Source organism: Mesorhizobium sp. B2-1-1 (assembly GCF_006442975.2).
Lineage (GTDB): Bacteria > Pseudomonadota > Alphaproteobacteria > Rhizobiales > Rhizobiaceae > Mesorhizobium.
This window is the reverse complement of sequence record NZ_CP083954.1, coordinates 2,483,807-2,504,063: the sequence shown is the minus strand read 5'-3', so window position 1 is coordinate 2,504,063 and position 20,257 is coordinate 2,483,807. Positions and strand designations below refer to the sequence as shown.

The 20,257-nt window shown below is 63.5% G+C and carries 18 protein-coding genes; 7 read left to right on the top strand and 11 right to left on the bottom strand.

Translation table 11 applies throughout. The features are described from left to right. Positions 1-6 precede the first annotated feature (6 nt). Genes FJ972_RS12230 through FJ972_RS12215 form a run of 4 tightly spaced genes read left to right on the top strand, consistent with a single transcriptional unit; the run spans position 7 to position 4,986 of the window. Positions 7-1,263 carry a sarcosine oxidase subunit beta family protein gene (locus tag FJ972_RS12230; RefSeq protein WP_140521355.1) on the top strand — a complete coding sequence of 419 codons (1,257 nt, stop codon included), beginning with the start codon at positions 7-9 and terminating at the stop codon, positions 1,261-1,263. 12 nt (positions 1,264-1,275) lie between these two features. Next, positions 1,276-1,542: a sarcosine oxidase subunit delta gene (locus tag FJ972_RS12225; RefSeq protein ID WP_140521354.1), complete on the top strand. Its 267-nt coding sequence runs from the start codon at positions 1,276-1,278 to the stop codon at positions 1,540-1,542. Next, on the top strand, positions 1,539-4,487 hold the full coding sequence (locus FJ972_RS12220; protein ID WP_319023028.1) for a sarcosine oxidase subunit alpha family protein: 2,949 nt from the start codon (positions 1,539-1,541) through the stop codon (positions 4,485-4,487). Before FJ972_RS12225 ends, FJ972_RS12220 begins: the two co-directional genes overlap by 4 nt. Continuing rightward, positions 4,480-4,986: a sarcosine oxidase subunit gamma gene (locus FJ972_RS12215; RefSeq protein ID WP_226880567.1), complete on the top strand. Its 507-nt coding sequence runs from the start codon at positions 4,480-4,482 to the stop codon at positions 4,984-4,986. The genes FJ972_RS12220 and FJ972_RS12215 overlap by 8 nt, the downstream gene beginning before the upstream one ends. 224 nt (positions 4,987-5,210) lie before the next feature. Here FJ972_RS12215 and FJ972_RS12210 read toward each other — a convergent pair whose 3' ends face one another. The 5 genes from FJ972_RS12210 to FJ972_RS12190 form a co-directional block, all read right to left on the bottom strand. Beyond that, positions 5,211-5,804, bottom strand: coding sequence for a DJ-1/PfpI family protein (locus tag FJ972_RS12210; RefSeq protein ID WP_140499290.1), 594 nt, complete (start codon positions 5,802-5,804; stop codon positions 5,211-5,213). Between the two features lie 66 nt (positions 5,805-5,870). Then, positions 5,871-6,821 carry a substrate-binding domain-containing protein gene (locus tag FJ972_RS12205; protein WP_140517365.1) on the bottom strand — a complete coding sequence of 317 codons (951 nt, stop codon included), beginning with the start codon at positions 6,819-6,821 and terminating at the stop codon, positions 5,871-5,873. A 57-nt stretch (positions 6,822-6,878) separates the two neighbouring features. Continuing rightward, complete coding sequence (locus FJ972_RS12200; RefSeq protein WP_140499447.1) at positions 6,879-7,850, bottom strand: ABC transporter permease; 972 nt, start codon at positions 7,848-7,850, stop codon at positions 6,879-6,881. A gap of 17 nt (positions 7,851-7,867) precedes the next feature. Next, positions 7,868-9,445, bottom strand: a complete 1,578-nt coding sequence (locus tag FJ972_RS12195) for a sugar ABC transporter ATP-binding protein (RefSeq protein ID WP_140521353.1) — start codon at positions 9,443-9,445, stop codon at positions 7,868-7,870. Positions 9,446-9,451: 6 nt separating this feature from the next. Next, positions 9,452-10,150 carry a GntR family transcriptional regulator gene (locus FJ972_RS12190; RefSeq protein WP_140521352.1) on the bottom strand — a complete coding sequence of 233 codons (699 nt, stop codon included), beginning with the start codon at positions 10,148-10,150 and terminating at the stop codon, positions 9,452-9,454. Between the two features lie 209 nt (positions 10,151-10,359). Here FJ972_RS12190 and FJ972_RS12185 point away from each other — a divergent pair, with 209 nt between their 5' ends. Genes FJ972_RS12185 through FJ972_RS12175 form a run of 3 tightly spaced genes read left to right on the top strand, consistent with a single transcriptional unit; the run spans position 10,360 to position 13,912 of the window. Next, positions 10,360-11,583, top strand: a complete 1,224-nt coding sequence (locus tag FJ972_RS12185) for an iron-containing alcohol dehydrogenase (RefSeq protein ID WP_140521351.1) — start codon at positions 10,360-10,362, stop codon at positions 11,581-11,583. Between the two features lie 14 nt (positions 11,584-11,597). Then, positions 11,598-13,085, top strand: a complete 1,488-nt coding sequence (locus FJ972_RS12180) for an NAD-dependent succinate-semialdehyde dehydrogenase (RefSeq protein WP_140521350.1) — start codon at positions 11,598-11,600, stop codon at positions 13,083-13,085. A gap of 11 nt (positions 13,086-13,096) precedes the next feature. Further along, complete coding sequence (locus FJ972_RS12175) at positions 13,097-13,912, top strand: alpha/beta hydrolase (RefSeq protein WP_140521349.1); 816 nt, start codon at positions 13,097-13,099, stop codon at positions 13,910-13,912. A gap of 59 nt (positions 13,913-13,971) precedes the next feature. Here FJ972_RS12175 and FJ972_RS12170 read toward each other — a convergent pair whose 3' ends face one another. From FJ972_RS12170 to FJ972_RS12145, 6 genes are all read right to left on the bottom strand, one after another. Further along, positions 13,972-14,340, bottom strand: a complete 369-nt coding sequence (locus FJ972_RS12170) for a putative quinol monooxygenase (RefSeq protein ID WP_140499304.1) — start codon at positions 14,338-14,340, stop codon at positions 13,972-13,974. A 1-nt stretch (position 14,341) separates the two neighbouring features. Beyond that, positions 14,342-15,316, bottom strand: coding sequence for an ABC transporter permease (locus FJ972_RS12165; RefSeq protein ID WP_140499306.1), 975 nt, complete (start codon positions 15,314-15,316; stop codon positions 14,342-14,344). Next, positions 15,306-16,892, bottom strand: a complete 1,587-nt coding sequence (locus tag FJ972_RS12160) for a sugar ABC transporter ATP-binding protein (RefSeq protein ID WP_226880565.1) — start codon at positions 16,890-16,892, stop codon at positions 15,306-15,308. The genes FJ972_RS12165 and FJ972_RS12160 overlap by 11 nt, the downstream gene beginning before the upstream one ends. Beyond that, positions 16,889-18,058 carry a Gfo/Idh/MocA family protein gene (locus FJ972_RS12155; protein WP_140521348.1) on the bottom strand — a complete coding sequence of 390 codons (1,170 nt, stop codon included), beginning with the start codon at positions 18,056-18,058 and terminating at the stop codon, positions 16,889-16,891. The genes FJ972_RS12160 and FJ972_RS12155 overlap by 4 nt, the downstream gene beginning before the upstream one ends. 64 nt (positions 18,059-18,122) lie before the next feature. Then, complete coding sequence (locus FJ972_RS12150) at positions 18,123-19,244, bottom strand: substrate-binding domain-containing protein (RefSeq protein ID WP_140521347.1); 1,122 nt, start codon at positions 19,242-19,244, stop codon at positions 18,123-18,125. Positions 19,245-19,284: 40 nt separating this feature from the next. Continuing rightward, the gene (locus FJ972_RS12145; RefSeq protein ID WP_140521346.1) at positions 19,285-20,112 is read right to left on the bottom strand and encodes a sugar phosphate isomerase/epimerase family protein; all 828 of its coding nucleotides are present in this window, start codon (positions 20,110-20,112) and stop codon (positions 19,285-19,287) included. Positions 20,113-20,257 lie beyond the last annotated feature (145 nt).

Sequence of the window (20,257 nt, the reverse complement as noted above, 5' to 3'; positions counted from 1 at the left end):
ATGAACATGGCTCGCTATTCGGCGTTTTCGATTTTCCGCAATGCCCTTTCCGGCCAGAAGAACTGGCGGCGCGCCTGGCGCGCGGCCGAGCCGAAGCCCGCCTATGACGTGATCGTCGTCGGTGGCGGCGGGCATGGCCTTGCGACGGCTTTCTACCTCGCCGAGAACCACGGCATCCGCAATGTCGCCGTTCTGGAAAAGGGCTATGTCGGCGGCGGCAATGTCGGCCGCAACACCACCGTCATCCGCTCCAACTACCTGCTCGACGGCAACACCCAGTTCTACGAATTCTCGGTCAAGCTGTGGGAAGGCTTGTCGCGGGCGCTGAACTTCAACGTGATGTTTTCGCAGCGCGGCCAGATCGTCACTGCCCATTCGGCCGATCAACTCGACACATTCAGCCATCGCGCCAACATCATGCGTCTGAACGGCATCGACGCCGACATACTCGACCGCGACGCTGTGCGCCGGCTGGTACCCTATCTCGATTTCTCCGAAACCGCGCGATTTCCGATCCATGGTGCGATCTTGCAAGGCCGCGCAGGCACGGCGCGTCATGACGCCGTCGCCTGGGGCTATGCGCGCGCTGCCGACGGCCACGGGGTCGACATCATCCAGAATTGCGAGGTGACCGGCTTTGTCCGCAACGGCGAAAGGATCGTCGGCGTCGAGACCAGCAAGGGCCGCATCGGCGCCGGCAAGGTCGGCCTCGCCGTCGCAGGCCATACTTCGCTCCTTGCCGCCGAGGCCGGCCTGGAACTGCCGATCGAAAGCCACGTGCTCCAGGCTTTCGTCACCGAGCCGCTCAAGCCGCTGGTAGATCACGTCGTCGCTTATGGCGCAGACCATTTCTATGTCAGCCAGTCCGACAAGGGCGGGCTGGTCTTCGGCGGCAATCTCGACGGCTACAATTCCTACGCCCAGCGCGGCAATCTCGGCGTCGTGCGCGAAGTGGCGGAGGCGGCGATAGCCCTGATGCCCTGCATCTCGCGTGTCAGGCTGCTGCGCCATTGGGGCGGCGTCATGGACATGACGCCGGACGCCAGTCCGATCATCTGCCCGACCCCGATAGAAGGGCTCTATCTCAATGGCGGCTGGTGCTATGGCGGCTTCAAGGCGACGCCGGCCTCCGGCTGGTGCTTTGCCCATATGCTGGCCACCGGCAAGCCGCATCCGCTGACCGCCGCCTACGCGCTCGACCGTTTCCGGACCGGCCACACGCTCGACGAAGCCGGCGCCGGCCCCTCGGCCTGGCTGCAATAGAGAACGAGAGAAATGCTTCGCATCGACTGCCCATGCTGCGGCCCGCGCGACCATGACGAGTTCCGCTATGGCGGCGACGCTTCCGCGGTGCGTCCGGCGCATGACGATCCCGATCCGGAGGCGTGGTACCGCTATGTCTATGTGCGCAAGAACCCGGCGGGGCTGCACCGGGAATTCTGGCAGCATGTGACCGGCTGCCGGCAATGGCTGGTCATCGAGCGCGACACGAGGAACCACGCTATCGCATCGGTCGGCTTCACCAGGAACATGCCAGCATGAAAATGATTGGAAATCGTCTGGCCGCCGGCGGCCGCATCGACCGCACGCAGCCGCTCCGCTTCACATTCGACGGCCGCGAGCTGGGCGGCTATCGAGGCGATACGCTTGCTTCCGCGCTGCTTGCCAATCGGCTCATGCTGACAGGCCGCAGCTTCAAATACCATCGGCCGCGCGGCATCTTCTCGGCCGGCCCGGAAGAACCCAACGCGCTGGTTACGCTCGGAAGCGGTGGACGGCGCGAACCGAACCTTCCGGCCACGACACTGGAACTGGCTGAAGGTATGACTGCCGAAAGCCAGAATCGCTGGCCGTCCCTTGCCTTCGACGTGCAGAGCGTCAACGGCCTGTTTGCGCCCCTTCTTTCCGCCGGCTTCTACTACAAGACCTTCATGGGTCCGACCCGCCGCGCCTGGATGTTCTACGAGCATTTCATCCGTAAAGCCGCGGGATTGGGCCGGGCCGGCACCGAACCCGATCCCGACCGTTACGAGACCCGGCATGCATTTGCCGATGTTGCAGTCGTCGGCGGCGGCCCTGCCGGCCTGTCGGCGGCGCGCGCCGCGGCAGCCAGCGGCGCCAGGGTCGTCCTCGTCGAACAGGACTTTCTGCTCGGTGGCCAGCTTCTTGCCGAGCGCACCGATGGCAAGGCGGCAGCCTGGCTGACAAAGATCGAGGCGGAGCTTGCAGGCCAGCCCAACGTCACCCTGATGCGCAAGACGATGGCCTTCGGCACCTATGACGGCAACACGCTGGGGCTGATCGAGCGGCATGACGGCCAGGTCGCGCAAGGCGCTGCGCGGCAGGTTTTCACCGTGCTTCGCGCCGGCTCGATCATCTTTGCCGCCGGTGCTATCGAACGGCCGCTGGTGTTCTCCAACAACGACCGGCCAGGCATCATGCTGGCGTCCGCCGCCCGGACCTATCTCAACCGCTTCGCCGTGCTGCCGGGGAAGAATATCCTCGTGGCCACGATGAACGACGGTGCCTATCGCGCTGCTTTCGACCTCGCCGCCGCCGGCGCGCAGGTGACGGTCGCGGATCAGCGCGGCGCTCCGCCCGCCGGTCTGGCGGCGGAAGCCGGACGCCTGAACGTAGAGATCCGCTCCGGAACCCGGATCGCCGATCTGCGCGGCAGCCATGCGGTGAAGGCCGTACGGCTTGCCGGCCCGAGCGCCAAATCGGAAATCGCCTGCGATTTCGTCTGCGTCTCCGACGGCTGGTCGCCGACGGTGCATCTCACCTCGCATCTTGGCGTCAGGCCCGTCTATCGCGACGACATCGACGGCTTCGTTCCGGGCGGCTTTCCGGCAGGCCAGTTCGGCGCCGGCGCGGTAATGGGGCGCTTCTCGACCGCCGACGCGATCGAGGACGGCCACCGCGCCGGCGTCGAAGCGGCATGCTTCTGTGGAAAACCGGCGGCCATGCCGGCGCCGGATGAACTCGATCTCGAAGGGGCCCCGGCCGCTCCCTTTCGTGCGATCTCTTCCGCTGGGCGCGGCAAGGCCTTCGTCGATCTACAGATGGATGTAACCACCAAGGACATCGAGCTCGCCCATCGCGAGGGCTATGAATCGGTCGAACACCTGAAGCGCTACACCACGCTCGGCATGGGGACCGACCAGGGCAAAACCAGCAATTTCGCAGCACTTTCGGCCATGGCGGCGCTGCGCCGGGCAACGATTGCGCAAACCGGAACCACGACCTTTCGCCCGCCCTACGCGGCGGTCGCGATCGGCGCGCTGGCCGGTCGCGCCGTCGGTCATCACTTTAAGCCGGTCCGCCGCACGCCGATGCACGACTGGCACCTGGCAAACGGTGCCGAGATGCTCGAGGTCGGCCTCTGGATGCGTCCGTATTTCTATCGCGATGCCGGACGCGACGTGAATGAAGCCTATGTCGCGGAGATGCGGGCCGTACGCGGCGGCGCCGGGCTGATGGACATTTCCACCCTCGGCAAGATCGACGTGCAGGGACCGGACGCGGCCATCTTCCTCGACCGCGTCTACGCCAATGGTTTCGCCAAGCTTCCCGTTGGCCGCGCGCGCTACGGCGTCATGCTGCGCGACGACGGCATCGTCTTCGACGACGGCACCACCACGCGCTTGTCGCAAAATCGCTTCTTCATGACCACCTCTACCGCCAAGGCCGCCGACGTCTTGTCGCGGCTGGAATTTCTGCTCGACACCGCCTGGCCGGATTTGCGTGTCGCGGTCTCATCGGTAAGCGACGAGTGGGCGGCGATGTCGATCGCCGGGCCACGAAGCCGCGATGTCCTTGCCGCCGCCTTTCCCGCGCTCGATGTCTCCAACGAGACGCTGCCGCATATGGGCGTCATCGAAGCCGGGTTCGACGGACGGGCCCTGCGCGTTATTCGCCTCAGCTATTCCGGCGAGCGCGCCTACGAGATCTATGTCGGCGCCAGCGCCGGCAAACAGGCCTGGAGCCGTCTCATCGAAGCAGGCGCGCCGTTCGGCCTCAAGCCCTATGGCGTCGAGGCGCTTGGTGCGCTGCGCGTCGAAAAGGGCCATGTCGCCGGGCCCGAGATCGATGGCCGCACCACGCTCGACGATCTCGGCCTCGGCCGCATGGTTGGCAAACGCAGCGGATTCGTCGGCGACGTCCTCCGACGCCGCCCGGCGTTTCAGGCGCCCGACCGCCAGCGCCTCATCGGGCTGGAATGCATCGAGGACGGCAAGCGGCTGCGCGGAGGCGCCATATTGTTCCTGCCTGGCGATGCCGTCACCGGCCACGGGCGCGGCCGGATCACGTCGGTCACCTTCAGCCCGGAACTCGGCCACTATGTCGGACTGGCGCTGTTCGCCGGCAATGCCCCGGCCGAAGGAGACGAGATCACCGCGGTCTACCCGATGCGGACAGAGACGGTTCGCGCCCGCGTCGTGCCCTCCGTCTTCCTCGATCCCAAGGGAGAGCGCATGCATGGTTGAACCTGTGCTGTCGAAGGACTTCAACCTGTGGGCCTCCGATTGCCCGATCGTTCAGATCGAGGGCTGGGACGGAACACTGGCAAGATTCGAAACGAGCGTCTCGCAGGCCTTGGGCGCGACGCTTCCTGCCGACGTCGGCGAGACGGTTCGGCATGCTGGCGCCCTCATCGTCAGGATCGCGCCCCGCCGTCTTTGGCTGATCGTCGAGACAGGTGCGGAACCGCCGGCCATTGCGATCGATCCTGAATTGGGCTGCTCGGTTCTGCTCGGCGAAGGCCGGGTGCGATTCAGGATGGAGGGTGCGCGTCTTCAGGACATTCTCTCTGCCTGCATGCCGGTCGACTGGTCGTCCGCCGCTTCGGCTCCCGGCCGTGCCGTACAGACGTCCGTCCATCACGTGCCGGCGCTCTATCTGCGAACGGGCGAGAGCAGCTGCGACCTGATCGTGCCGCGAAGCTTCGCCCGCAGCCTTGCCGACTGGATTGCCGCCGCGCGTTAAAGCAACCCCAGGAAAAGTGCGTAACGTTTTTCCGCTCGCGATTGCGTAAGGAAAAAGCTGGACCTGTCCGGCGATCCTGTCGGCCGCTAAACCGGCAGGACTCACCGCGCGCATACCTTTTGCACGACGCTCGATACAGTCGTCCGCATCGGCGAAGGTCTCGGCATCACTGGTGGAGGCCGACACGCCACGGCAGCGCGCCGGCCTCCGCCTTGGTTAGCGGCTCAGTTGTGGCGGATTTCCGTGCCGAGCACTTTCAGGCACTCACGGATGAAGGCGGCCAGCGCCGTCCATCCCTTGGCCGACACCATCGTACCATCGACATAGGCTTCCGTCGGCGAGAGGTCGATATAGGTACCGCCCGCGAGAGTGACTTCCGGCTCGCAGGCGCCCAGCGCCCCGACCTTCTTGCCGCGCACGACGCCGTCGACCGCAATCAGGATCTGCACGCCATGGCAGATCGTGAAGATCGGCTTCTTGGTCTCGTGAAAGTGTCGAACGATCGTCTGCACCCGCTTGTCGGTGCGGATGTATTCCGGTCCGCGTCCGCCCGCGCAGTAGACCGCGTGGTACTGGTCGAGCTGCTTTTCCGCATCCGAGAACGTCTTGTTGATCAGCGCGTAGTGCCCGAGCTTTTCGGTGTAGGTCTGGTCCCCTTCGAAATCGTGCAGCGAGGTCTTGATCAGGTCGCCCGCATTCTTGTCGGGGCAGACGACATGGACCGTGTGACCAACGGCTTCCATCGCTTGCTGGTAAACGAAAATCTCGTATTCCTCGGTGAACTCACCGGTCAGCATCAATATCTTCTTGCCTGGCATAGCTCTTCCTCTCTGTTGTTGGCATGCAAGGCGCATCACGCGCCTTGCCTCATTCGGATGCGGGCCTCAGAACGGGGAGTCGGGGAAGTAATATTCCTTGGCGTTGGCCTGGGTTATGAGCGGGGCGTCGAGTTTGACGGCACCGCGAACCGGAGCCTGGCCGATCAAGTTGGCCACGGTCATGTAGATAGCGGTCTTGATCATCGCCGGCGGATACGGCGTCTCGACCGGTGTCATCGCATCCCCGTCTATCACCTTCTTCACGATGTCCTTCATGCCGTTGCCGCCGAGCGCTAGCTTGATATCGGTTCGGCCGGACTGCTTGACGGCCTCGAGCACACCGAGAAGCATGTCGTCGTCATTGGCCCAGACCGCATCGATGTGCGGGTGCTTGGCCAGGTAATCCTGCATGAGCTTGAAGGCCTCGTCGCTGTTCCAGTGGGCATACTGCATGTCGAGCACCTTCAGGCCGGTGCCCTTGATGGTATCCTCGAAGCCCTTGATGCGCTCGTCGTCGATGACGGTGGGAATGCCGCGCAGCACGACGACGTCACCTTTGCCGCCCAGTTTGTCGATCATGAACTTCGCCGTGTTGGTGCCAACCGCGATGTTGTCGCCGGCAAGATACAGGTCCTGGATGGAAGGGTCGGTCAATCCCCTGTCGACGACGGTGATGAACGTACCCATCTCCTTGATGGCTTTCACCGGCTGGGTCAGTTCCTCGGAGGTGTAGGGCAGTATCACCAGCGCATCCATCTTGCGGCTGGCCGACAGATCCTCCAGCGCGCTTACCTGGTCGGCCGCCGAGGGCGACGTCTTCACGACGACTTCGACATCCGGGAAGGCCGCGTTGATTTCCTTTGCGGCGGCCTGCGCGTGATAGACGATGCCGGCCGTCCAGCCATGATCCGCCGCCGGGATCGACACCGCGACCACCTTCTTGTCGGCTGCAAGCGCCTGGCCGGCCACCATCAGTGCGCCGACTGCCGCAACGGCAACCCATTTCCTGCTAAACATAAATACCTCCCAGAGATATGGACCACACAACAGGCGCCCGTCCGGTCCGAAGACGAGCTATTTCGAAAATCTTTGCACGAGCATGGCGATGATGATGATGACGCCCTGCACCGCGGCGACGAGGTATTCGGAAACGAAATCCGACAACACCATCAGGTTGGCGATCAGCTCCAGGATCACCGCACCGGCGATGGTGCCCCAGATGCGGCCCTTGCCGCCCCGCAGCGCCGTTCCGCCAATGACAACGGCCGTTATCACCTGCAGCTCCCAAAGCTGTCCGGTGGTCGGGGTGGCGGCTCCCAGACGAGGCACGTAACAGATGGCGGCGACCGCCACGCATGCACCCTGGATGACATAGGCAATGGTGCGCGTCTTGACGACCGAGATGCCCGAATAGCGGGCGACGTCCTCGTTCGCGCCCACCGCCGCGCATTTGCGGCCATATTTGGTCTTGTAGAGGACAAATGCGCCGACCACCGCAACGAGCGCCGACAGAAGGATCGGCACCGGAATGCCCGCGACGGCGCCGAAATAGACCGGCCGGTACGCGTCCCGCAGCGAGCGATCGATCGGGATCGTGCCGCCGTCGGTCATGTAGGTGATCAGTGCGCGGAAGATACCCATTGTGCCGAGCGTGGCGATGAACGGCTCGATCCTTCCGACCGTGACGATGAGACCGTTCGCGAGGCCGCATAGAAGCCCCGCGACGACTGCTATCACCATGCCTGCCGGGATGGCCCAAAGGCCGAGGCTGGGGGCCATCATGTTCATGAACATGATCGTGACGCCGGCGATGAAGGCGACCATCGAGCCGACCGAAAGGTCGAGCCCGCCTGATGAGATCACGAATGTGGCGCCGACGGCTATGATGGCGACATAAGCGCTGCGCGTGATCACGTTGCCTAGGTTTGTCGCGGAAAGAAAATCCGGATTGATGAGGAATCCCGCCACCAGCAGTGCGAACAATGCGAGGAAAGGGCCGGCATCCGTCCACGAGAAATGGTGCTGCCTGTCGCTTCGGGCAGACATGGAATGGGTAAGCGCCGTCACTGTCTTCCTCCTTGGGCCGTGCCATGGCCTTTGTCACTGGTCGCCAGCAGCGCGATGTTGCTTTCGATCATCGTTTCGCCCGAGACCTCGCCGCTGATCCTGCCTTCGCGCATGACCAGGACGCGGTCGCAGATGCCGACCAGTTCCTGCATCTCCGACGAGATGACGATGCAGGCTTTGCCTTGGCCCACGAGTTCCTGGATGAAGGCGTAGATCTGCGCCTTGTTGGCGATGTCGATCCCGCGCGTCGGCTCATCGATGATCACGACCGAAGGATTGGTCAGGAGCACCTTGGCCAGCAGAAGTTTCTGCTGGTTTCCGCCCGAAAGCTGCCCTGCCCTGGCGTTGTGGCTCTTCACCCGGATGTCGTAGCTGGAGACGGCCCGGGCGAGCGCCTCGGATTCGCGACCGCGCAGAACCAGCAGTCCCGGATGCAGAAGGTCAAGCGACGAGAGAGTCAGGTTCGGCGCCAGCCGCTCCTGCAAAAGCAGGCCCTTGCCCTTGCGATCTTCCGTCAGATAGCCGATGCCCGCCTCTATGGCCTCGCGCTGCGAACGTATCTGTATCGGCGACCCGTTGAGCTCGATCGTAGCCGTCGCCGGCCTAAGCCCCACAATGCCTTCGAACAACTCGGTTCGCCCCGCCCCGATCATGCCGGCGAAGCCAAGAATCTCGCCTTTGTGAACGGTAAAGGACACGTCCCGTGCATAACCCGGAACAGTCGCGTTTCTGACGGTCAGCATGGGCCGGCTCGTCTGGACCTCGCGCTTGTGAGGATAAAGCGCGGCGAGTTCGCGCCCGACCATAAGCTGCGCCATGTCGGCCTGGCTCAACGCATGGCCGGGATAGGTGCCGATCATCTTGCCGTCGCGCAGGACCGTGACCTTGTCCGCCAGCCGCTGCACCTCGTCGAGGCGATGGCTGATGTAGAGAACCGCGATGCCCCGCGCCCTGAGCCCGAAGATGATGGCGAGCAAACGCTCGACCTCCCCACCGGTCAGCACCGCTGTTGGCTCGTCGAAGATGACGACCCTGTGGTCGTCGAGCAACGCGCGGGCGATTTGCACGAGCTGGCGATCCGCCAGCGAAATGTCTCGGACCAGCGCGGTCGGCGACACCTCGCAACCGATCTCGGCCAGTTTCGCGGCCGCTATGCGGCGCATGGCGCCATCATCGACGATTCCGCGCCTGGAGAGCTCGCGGCCGAGAAAGAGATTGTCAGTCACCGTGAGCGCTTCGGCCAGGAGGATTTCCTGATGTACCAGCGCGATGCCGGCCGCCTGCGCCTGGTGAGGTGTCCTGAAACTCACGCGGTCACCGGCCATGGACAGGCTGCCGGCGGTTGGCTCGATGTAACCGGAAAGCAAGCGCATGAACGTCGACTTGCCGGCGCCATTCTCGCCGATGACGGCATGGATCTCGCCAGGGAAAATATCCAGCGTGATGTCCGACAACACGGTCACCGGGCCGTATTGTTTGCAAAGCCCTTCCGCGCGCAGCACCGGAGCCACAGCCGGTGTGGGCTCCGGCGGCAAAGCGGTGACGCTTCCGTCGATGCGAGTGGCAACTGGCATCGCGGCCTACTCGAATGCAGGCAGGAGCCTGTCCCGCGAATTCTCTATGTGCACGCGCATCGCCTTTTCGGCGGCAACCGGATCGCTGGCCGCGAAAGCGGCGAGGATGGCTTCGTGCTCGTCGAGCGCCTCCTCGGTGACCCGCGAGTGATACATCAGGCGGAAAATGTGGAAGTGGGTGTGCTGGTGGTTCAGCGTTTCGCGGATGAGCTCGTTCTGCGCGAACTCCATGACCTTGTCGTGGAAGATGGCATCCTGGCGGGCGAAGTTCGAATAACGCAGGCGTTCGTCCTTGCCCACCCGCCTGGCCATCACGCCAGCCGCCTCCTGCAAAATCATCAGCCGGGCTTCATCGAGCGCAGCGGCTGCCTTGGCGGCGGCTGCGGGTTCGAGCAGCAGGCGCAGTTCATAGAGTTCGTCGAAACGGCGCCGTGTGATCTGGGGCGCGGCCCGGTACCCGATCAGATGGGTTTTCACCACCAGGCCCTCGCCTTCCAGCCGCCCAAGAGCTTCGCGGATCGGCGTATGCGAGACGTTGAACTCCTTGACAAGGTTGTCGACGGTGATCCGCGATCCCGGAGCTATTTTCAGCGACATCAGCTGCTGGAAGATCGCCTCGTAGACGTCGCCCGACAGGCTGTTGGCGCGCTGAATGCGGCCTATCAACCGAGCGTCATTGTCGACGGTAAGGTCTGGATTCTGCATGTTTTGCCTCTTGACAGGGGCGACCTCTAACACGATGCTCCGCGCAATTCAATCCTATATCCTATACGATTTTATAGAGGATATTTCGTGAGGCAGGAAAACTCGACGACGGCTCTGGCCCGTGCCTTGCCCGAACCACGCCACGCACGCTGGGCAAGCGGTGATCTCCGATCCCCCGCTCCCCAATCCATATTCGAAGGACACAGTTCATGACGCTATTTGCAGCAGCCCGGTTGCCGCGTGAGATTCTTTTCGGCAAAGGCCAGCGCCATGCGCTGCCTGATATTGCCGCCAAATATGGCCGGCGCGCATTCATCTGCACGGATGAGCGTTTCGCCGGAACGCCAATGTTCGCGCAAATCAGCGCGGCACTGAGAGCTGGCTCGATCGAAACGCTCGTGTACGATCGCATCCTCCCGGATGTCCCCCGTGACAGCGTTGCCGTCTGCGTCGCCCATGCGAAGGACTTCAAGCCGGACATGGTGATCGGGATCGGTGGCGGCAGCTGCCTGGACATGGCCAAAAGCGCCGCGTTGCTGATTAGCCACGGCGGGCGGCTTCAGGACTACTACGGGGAGTTCAAGGTGGCCGGCCCCACGCTCCCGGTAATCGCGGTCCCGACCACCGCCGGCACCGGTTCGGAAGTGACGCCGGTAGCGGTGATCTCCGATCCGGAGCGAACACTGAAGGTCGGCATTTCCAGTCCCCATCTCATTGCCGCGGTCGCGCTCTGCGATCCGGAACTCACCGCGACATGCCCGCCCTCCCTCACGGCAATCGCCGGAGCCGACGCGCTCACCCACGCGATCGAAGCCTTCACGTCCGCCAAACGCGGCTCCGATCCGCACTTGCCGCAGCGGCATGTCTTTGTCGGCAAGAGCGCGCTGACCGATCATTTCGCGCTGCTGGCCATCCAACTCCTGGGCCGCAGTCTCGAAAAGGCTTACCGGGACGGCTCGGACGAAGACGCACGCGCCGATGTCATGATGGGAGCGCTGGCGGCCGGCTGCGCTTTCGGCACGGCCGGAACGGCGGCTGCCCACGCCGTGCAATATCCCGTCGGCGCGCTTACCCATACGCCGCACGGATTGGGCGTGGCGACGATGCTTCCCTACGTGATGAGCTACAACCTGCCCGCCGCGACCGACGAAATAGCGGCGGTCGGCGCCGCTCTGGGGGTGACGGAGACAAAGAGCGCCGAGGCGACCGCGCGCGCCACCATCGATGAGGTGGCCCGGCTGTTCGCGGCGATCGGCATCACCCGCACGCTGGCCGATCTGGGTCTTCCACACGACAAGATCGACTGGACCGCCGAGCAGGCGCTCGGCATCGATCGGCTGATCAAGAACAACCCTCGTCCTTTCGACATCGCCGCGATGCGGCGGCTGGTGAGGGCTGCCTATGACGGCGACATGGCCGCAAGCTCAGTCTGACCAGAGGTGATGAGATGAACGTACCCCAAGGGCAACTCAACGAAGATCCGGACATGTTCGACTACACCACATTCTCGCACGGCCTCTATATCGACGGACACTGGCGACCGTCTTCCGACGGTCGCCTCATTGAGGTGATCGATCCTTCCACGGAGGCCGTGATTGCGGCTGTCCCGGACGCCACGATTGCCGATGCCGCCGCTGCCGTCGAGGCGGCTGCGAAGGCGGCTGCAAGCTGGCGCGCAACCGCGCCGCGCAAGCGTTCGGAAATCCTGCGGCGTTGTTTCGAATTGATGGTCGAACGGTCCGATACGCTGGCGGCGCTGATCTCGCTGGAGAACGGCAAGGCGCTGCGCGACGCGCGCGGCGAGGTCGCCTATGCGGCTGAATTCTTCCGCTGGAATGCCGAGGAAGCGGTGCGCATCAGCGGCGAGTTCGGCCTGGCGCCGTCAGGCGCCAACCGGATCGTCGTCGATTATCATCCGATCGGCATCTGCGTGCTCATAACGCCCTGGAATTTCCCCGCCGCCATGGCGACACGCAAGATCGCGCCGGCGCTGGCCGCCGGCTGCACCGTCATTCTGAAGCCCGCCAGCGAGACGCCCCTGACCGCCTACGCGCTCGCCGCGCTGTACGAGGAGGCGGGTGTGCCTCCCGGCGTCGTCAATGTGCTCACCACTTCGAACCCCGGACCAGTGACCTCCGCCATGCTCGCCGACCCGCGCGTCCGGAAGCTATCCTTCACCGGTTCGACCGGCGTGGGTCGTGTTCTGCTGGCCGAAGCCGCCAAGCACGTCATCTCATGCTCGATGGAACTCGGCGGCAACGCCCCGTTCATCGTCTTCGATGACGCCGATCTGGACGCGGCCCTCGACGGCGCGATGGTCGCCAAGATGCGAAACGCCGGCGAGGCCTGCACGGCAGCCAACCGCATCTACGCGCAGGCCGGCATCCATGACGCTTTTGCCGAAGGTCTGCGCCAACGCATGGCCGCGCTCAAGCTCGGTTCAGGCACCGACCCGGACACCGAATGCGGTCCGATGATTACCAGGAAGGCCGTCGACAAGATCGATCGGCTGGTCAAGGACGCGGTCGCCCGTGGGGCCAGGATCCTGTGCGGCGGCGCGGTCGCCGACGACAAGGGCTATTTCTATCCGCCGACCGTCCTTCGGGACGTGCCCGCCAATGCCGAGATGGCGCAGGAGGAGATATTCGGTCCGGTGGCCCCGATCAGCCGCTTCGAGAACGAGGACGAAGTCATCGCGCGCGCCAACGACACGGAATACGGCCTTGCCGCCTACATCTACACGCGTGATCTGGCCAGGGGCATGCACGTGGCATCGAAGATCGAAACGGGCATGGTCGCGCTCAATCGCGGCCTGATGTCGGATCCGGCGGCACCTTTCGGCGGCGTCAAGCAGAGCGGCCTTGGCCGCGAAGGCGGACAGAAGCACGGCATTGCCGAGTTCATGGAGGCGAAGTACATCGCCGTGACCATGTGAACGGGCACCCCATGCAGAATGATCCTTTCCGCATCCGCGACCACGTCGCCGAGTTCGACGACATCGTCGCCGAGATCGTTCGTCGCAGCACGGAGGTGCGCGCAACAATACCGATGGTTGCCGACATCGCCTATGGAGCGGATGCCACCGAGACCATCGACCTGTTCTTTCCGGAGGGCAAGCGCGACCGCCTGCCGGTCCATGTGTTCATCCATGGCGGCTACTGGCGCATGTTCTCCAAGCGCGACTATTCCTATGTCGCCGAGACGGTGACGCGCGCCGGCGCAATCGCGGTCATCGTCGATTATGCGCTGATGCCGGCTGTGAGGATGGCCACGATCGTCGACCAGGTGCGGCGCGCCAAAAGCTGGGTGCTCGACCATATCGGCGATCACGGCGGCGATACCGAGCGCCTGACCGTGAGCGGACATTCAGCCGGCGCCCAACTTGCGACGATGCTTTTCAATGACGACGGCCGGACATCGACAATCAAAGGCGCGTTGCTGCTTGGCGGGCTCTACGACCTGAAGCCGCTTCAGACCTCCTTCCTTGCCGCCGAGATCGCGATCACGGACGAGGATGCAGCCAGGTTCTCGCCGCTCACCCGCCGTTTCGATCCGTCAGTGTCGGTCGAGATCGCTGTCGGCGCCGACGAAACGCCGCCATTCCACAGGCAGGCCGAGGTGTTTGCGCGGCATCTGAAGGAGCAGGGACTACAGGTCTCGCAGACCGCCCTTCCTGGAGCCAATCACATGAGCAGCGTTCTCGACCTCGGCTTGGCCGGCACCGAGGCGGCAACCATGCTGACAAACCTGGTTTCCGGCTGAGGCCATTGGCGTTCCGTCAAAAGCTGGCACTTTCAGCTGTCACCCGCGTCCCGAGCGCTTTACCTGTCTCCATCGGATCTGCTCTCACCGCGCGGGGTTGGAAACGATCGCTCATGCGATGCCAGCGCCAGCTGGCTGAGCATGACGAATTGACGGACATCCACCGGCCGCGCAACGAGGTCGTCGAGCTTCCCGAACAGCGGCATCAGATGTGGCATGGAGAGGTGCCTGTCGAGATCGTCCTTCGAACGCCAGTTCTCGTAAAACATGAATACGCAGGGGTCAGCCGGGTCGACATGGAAGTCGTAGTTGATGCAGCCCTCCTCGGCACGTGTCGGTTCGACGAGGCCCGACAGGATTCTTTGCAGTTCATCGCGGGTTTCGGGTTTGGCAACCACGGTGCCGATGACCGTATAGGGAACCGTCATCTCATTTCCTCCCCTGGCTGAGTGCAACGGCAAGGATGATGATGGCGCCGCGCGCGATTAGCTGCTGGCTGAACTCCAACCCCATCAGAATCAGGCCGTTATTGATGAGGCCGATCATCAGCGCGCCGACAATTGTCCCGATCACCGTGCCGGAGCCGCCGAACAGGCTGGTGCCGCCAAGCACCGCCGCGGCTATCACCGACAGTTCGTCGCCTTGGCCGAGTTGGAAGCGCCCCGATTGCAGCCGGCCGGCGTAAAGCATTCCGGCCAGCGCCGCCGCCATGGCCGAGATGGTAAGCACGCGGAACTTGACCGACTTGGTGTCGATGCCGGAATAACGCGCCGCGATCTCGCCGCCGCCGGTGGCCAGCACGCGGCGGCCAAAGCTCGTTCGCCTCAAAACGACGTGGCCGACGGCTCCCAGCACCAGCATCCAGATCAGCAGCACCGGCACCGGCCCGACATTGCCGCCGCCGAAGATCCAGGAGTAGCTCTTCGAGATGATCGGCACCGCAGCCGTATCGCTGATCCACATTGCGGTGCCGGTAGCGATGCCCATCATAGCCAACGTGGTAAGGAAGGATGGAATTCCGACCCGCGTCGTCAACAGGCCGTTGAAGGTGCCGACGACGGCGCCTGTGGCGAGCCCCGCCATCACACCGGTGATCGGTCCGCCGGCGTCGATCGCCATCGCCGTCGTCACCGAGGCGAGACCCGCGACGGCACCAACGGACAGGTCGATCTCGCCTGCCGACAGAACATAGGTCATGGCGATCGCCATCACCGCGATCATCGCCGTCTGCCGCACGATGTTGAGCAGGTTGTTGAGGTTGAGGAAGCCCTTGTCGAACAACGTTATCGCGAAAATGATGAAGATGACGACGAAACCGATGTAGATGATGTTCTGCCGCCAGTTGGTGAGCCCAAGCCTCGCTGCCAGCGAGGACTGGGACGCGGCAGCCTGACTAGTGGACATGTATTCCTCCCTGGCTCTTGCTCAGCGCTTTCTGGATGACGATCTGCAGCTTGCGCTCGGCCGCCTGGAGTCGCGCAACCGGATCGTTCTTTGGCGCCGAGGGATCGTCGAGATCGGCGCGGCTGACATCGTTCACGACGCGCCCCTCGGAGACGACGATGATACGGTCGCAGGCCGACAGCATCTCGGACAGCTCCGACGAGATCATGATGATTGCCTTGCCGGCGTTGGCGAGCTGGCGAACCAGCAGGATGATTTCCGACTTCGAACCGATATCGATGCCGGAGGTCGGCTCGTCGAGGACCAGGATCTCCGGATTCCTCGAAAGCCATTTGCCGATGACGACCTTCTGCTGGTTGCCGCCCGAAAGTGTGCGCACCGGGCTGTCGCGCGATGCAGTCTTGATCCGCAGCTGGGCGATCTGGCGATCAGTCAGCTCGCGCATCTTTTTCGTCGACACAAAGGCCTTGCTGCTCAACTGGTCGAGCACGGCGAGCGTCATGTTGGAGGCGACCGAATGCTCCGCGATGACGCCCTGCCGTAGCCGATCCTCCGGCACCAGCGCCACACCGGCCTCGATGGCGTCACTTGGTCTGGCGATCGCCACCGGCTCGCCGGCAATGCGGATCTCGCCTTCGACGATCGGATCTATGCCGGCGATGACGCGCGCGATCGCCGACCGCCCGGAGCCCAGCAGCCCGGCTAGGCCGACCACTTCGCCGCTGTGGACGACGAAGCTGACGTTCTTCGGTTTCTCCACCCCTGAAACACCGTCGAGCTCAAGCAGCGGCGCCCCGACATTCGATTCGCCGCGTCCCACGTCGGACAGACCACGCGAGCGTTTGCCGACAATATGCTCAATCATCGTTTCGATCGGCAGTTCCGACATCGGCGCGGTGATGACGTTGCGGCCATCGCGCAAGATCGTGGCGCGGTCGGCGATGCGGGCTATCTCGTCCATGCGGTGCGAGACATAGATGATGGCGACGCCTTCCGATCTCAGTTTGCGCAGGAAGGCAAACAGCCGCTCGACATCGGATACCGCCAGCGCCGTCGACGGTTCATCCAGGACCAGCACTTTCGCATTCTGCGAGATCGCCTTGACGATCTCCGTCAACTGCCGTTGGCCGGCGCCGAGATTGCCGACCGTCGCTTTCGGATCGACCTCGACCTGCAGCATGTCGAACAGGTCCTTGGCGCGCTTTTCGGCGGTGCGATCGTCGATCAGGCCGAACGCGACCTTGGCTTCGCGGGTCAGGAAAACATTCTGCGCCACGGTCAGCGTGGGGATGAGGCTCATTTCCTGGAAGATCATGGCGATGCCCGCCCGCCTTGAAGCTTCGGGCGAGATTTCGGCGAGTGGCTTGCCATCGACTAGAATGGTACCGGTGTCCGGCACATGAACGCCGTTCAACACTTTCAGGATGGTCGACTTACCGGCACCATTGCCACCGAGCAATGCGTGGATTTCGCCTTTCTCTACCCGCAGGTCGACATCGACCAGCGCCTTGACGCCGCCGAAGGATTTGGTGACGCCTTTCATTTCCACCGCATGAACAGGCGCCGCGATCGTCATGGTCGGACCTTGGTCCACTGGCCGGATTGGCCGGATTCGATCAGCGCGTCGGCCACCCGCTCGGTCTTGTAGCCATCCTCGAAATTGGGCAAGGGCTGCTTGCCCGAAACAATAGCCGAGAAGAAATCGAAACACTCCACGATCTTGGTTTCGGAATAGCCGATGCCGAGCGCCGGGATTGGCCACAGACCCGACCCATAGGGGTGCGCCGGACCGGAATAGACGGACCTGAAGCCGCGTGCATCCGCAGGATCATCGGCAAACATCACCTGCAATTCGTCGCGCCGTTCGTAGTTGAAAGCAATGGAGCCTTTGGTGCCGTGGATCTCGAAAGTGATGAAATTGTTGCGGCCATAGGCGTTGCGGGTCGCCTCCAGCGAACCGATCGCGCCGTCGGCGAATTTCAGCAGCGTCATCACCTCGTCGTCGACGTCGACCTCAGCCCGCTCGGTATCGGTATTCCTCTCTGCCGCGCCGAGCCTGTCGAGATTGCCGCGTTGGATCGGTCGCGTTTTGTTGTAGGTGCGCACCAACGCGCTGACCTCGGCGATCTCGCCCACCAGATAACGGGCAAGGTCGACGACATGGGTGCCGATGTCGCCGATCGAGCCGGACCCGGCGATCTTCTTCTGAAAGCGCCAGGACAGAGGCGAATCCGGATCGGCCGACCAGTCCTGCAGATAGGTGCCGCGGAAGTTGAGAATCTTACCGATGCGGCCTTCCTCTATGTACTGGCGGGCAAGCGCCACTGCCGGCGTGCGACGATAGTTGAAGGCAACCATGTGGATGACGCCGGCTTTGTTCACCGCGTCGAGCATGGTCTTTGCCTCGTCGCCGCCGCGCGCCAGCGGCTTTTCGCAGATGATGTGCTTGCCGGCTTCAGCGGCCGCGATCGCGATCGCGGCATGGCTGTCGTTCGGGGTGACGATGTCAATGACGTCGATGTCGGATCGCGTCACCACCGAACGCCAGTCAGCGGATGATTCCTCGAATCCGTAGCGACGGCGGCCTTCGTCGGCCAGTGCCTCGGTGATGTCGACCACCACCTTGCGCACGGGGATGGCGGGGGCGGGCCAGAAGAACATCGGCATCGTCGCATAAGCGAGCGCATGGGCTTTACCCATAAAGCCGCCGCCGATCATCGCCACGTTGAGCGTCTTGGTCATGATGGTCTCCTGTCGAATTGAGAAGAGGTGCGGCCGGCTGGGAGTGCGCCGGCCGCAGGGCGCGCTACATGCTGCCCTTGATCTTGTCGGTCGCCTCGGCGTGATAGACGGCTTTCCAACCCTCGAGCAGCGTGTCCTTGGTGACGGGCAGCGCCGGCAAGGCGACGAAGGCCGGAGCCTCCTTGCCGAGCAGACCGTAGCCTGCGAGCAGGGCTTCGGTGACGCCCTGGTCAAACGGACGCTGGGCGCCCAGGCCCTTCACGAAGCCCCCGCCCGCCATATTGATTGCGACGTTCTCGCCGAGGTCGCAGGTGGTGATGACAAGGTCGTCGCGACCAGCGGTGCGGGCCGCCGAGATGACGCCTTCGGCCGGCACGTCCCACACCGCCCAGATGCCGTTGATGGCAGGGTTGGAAGTGAGGATGGCCGATGCCGCCTTTTCGGCGTCGCCGGTGAAGTCCGGGCCGCCAATGCCTTGTTCGGCGACAATCTTGATATCGGGGTAGTTGTCGGCGATCGTCTTCTTGAAGCCATCATAACGCTGTTTGGTGACAAAGAAGTCGGCGGCGTGGAAGACCAGACCAATGTCGCCCTTGCCCCCCAGCGCCTTGGCCATCAGATGCGCTGCGGCGACGCCGTTGCCATAATTGTCGGCCGAGACTACGGAGACGTAATCCTTGCCCGCGACGAAGCCGGCCGGCACGTTGTCCATGAACACCAGCTTCACGCCCTTATCGGCAACTGCCCTGTACGCGGACGCCGTCGCCGACGGGTCGGTGGGGATCGAAACGATGATCTTGGGGTTCTGGGCCATCACAGTTTCGAGGTCGGCGACCTGCTTTTCCGGCTTGAATCCGGCATCGGTCGTGGCGATCACCTCGATGCCCATCTTGCCAAACTGGTCTTTGAGGCCGGCGATCTGCGCGCGTGACCAGTCATTGCCGCCATAGTGCATGACGACCGCCGCCGTCGCCTTCATGTCCTTGATCTTGGCCAGTTCCTCCTGCGTCAGATTGACGGACGCCGCCGACGCTGGAGCTTCGCCGTTCGGCCCCTTGGAGAGCACTGTCTTCTGCAGTTCGGCGAGTGCTGAATCGGGGTCGGCGAAAGCGGGAGCTGCGGTATAGAGGCTGGCGGCCAGCAATGCCGCCGTGAACGTCCCGGCTATTGTGTTGAAACGTGTCATTTGGGTCTCCTCCCTGATGACAGGCTTGGTACCTGTCGGTTCAACTCTGCTTCAAAGCGCTCTTCAGATATTTCATGCTGAGTTCCGCCCCTTGCTTGGGGTCTGGCCAGGCATCCAGCTCGGTTGCGATCCAGCCGGAAAATCCGGCGTCCTCGAGCGCCTGGATGATCGGCTCCATATCAAGGTCGCCGCGGTCGAGCGGCGTGAAGGCGAAGGGATCGCGCTGCCAGCCCTTCAAATGCACATAGCTGATGCGCTTGCTGAATTCGCGAATCTGCGCGGCCGGATCACCGCCAGCGGCTGCCAGATGCGCGGTGTCCGGACAGAAATCGATCGCGGTATGTTTGAAAATCTCGCGAACTTCGTCGGGACCTTCGACGATGGTCGACAGATGCGGGTGATAGTGCGCGCGCAAGCCCGCCTTGGCTGCGATGTCGATGACCTTGTCGAGCGCCGCGCCGAGGCGCTTGAAATCATCTGGCTGCCGGCCTTTGGCTCGCTTGGCGCCACCGCCGACGACCAGATGCTCGCCGCCGAGTTCGGCCACGGCAGCCGCTCCGCGTTCGATCCGCGCCAACTCCTCGCCAAGGATATCGTCGAAGATAAAGTTGGCACCGGAGTAGCCGGCCACGAGCACGACGCCGGACTGGTCCAAGGCAGCGCGCAGCGCGCCATTGCGTCCTTGATAGTCGAGGAGATTGCCGTCGAAGAGTTCTGTTCCGGTATATCCGGCCGATCCAATGTCGCGGATCGCCTGCTCCATGTCACCGAAGGTGCGATAGGTAAGCTGGGTGATCGAAGTGACGCCGACGGCGTTGCCACCGAGCGCACCCCAGCAATTGGCGTGATAGGCCAGTTTCACCGGCATCTCGTATCCTCCCTGCCTGTAGCCGATGCATCACCGCGCGCAGCGCGGGGCCGGCATCTTTGGCTGGAGAAGAATTCGGACAACGGACGTGCGACATCCTTCGCCTTCGCGAGGGCTGTCGACGTTAGGAGCCCTCCTCCGAGCC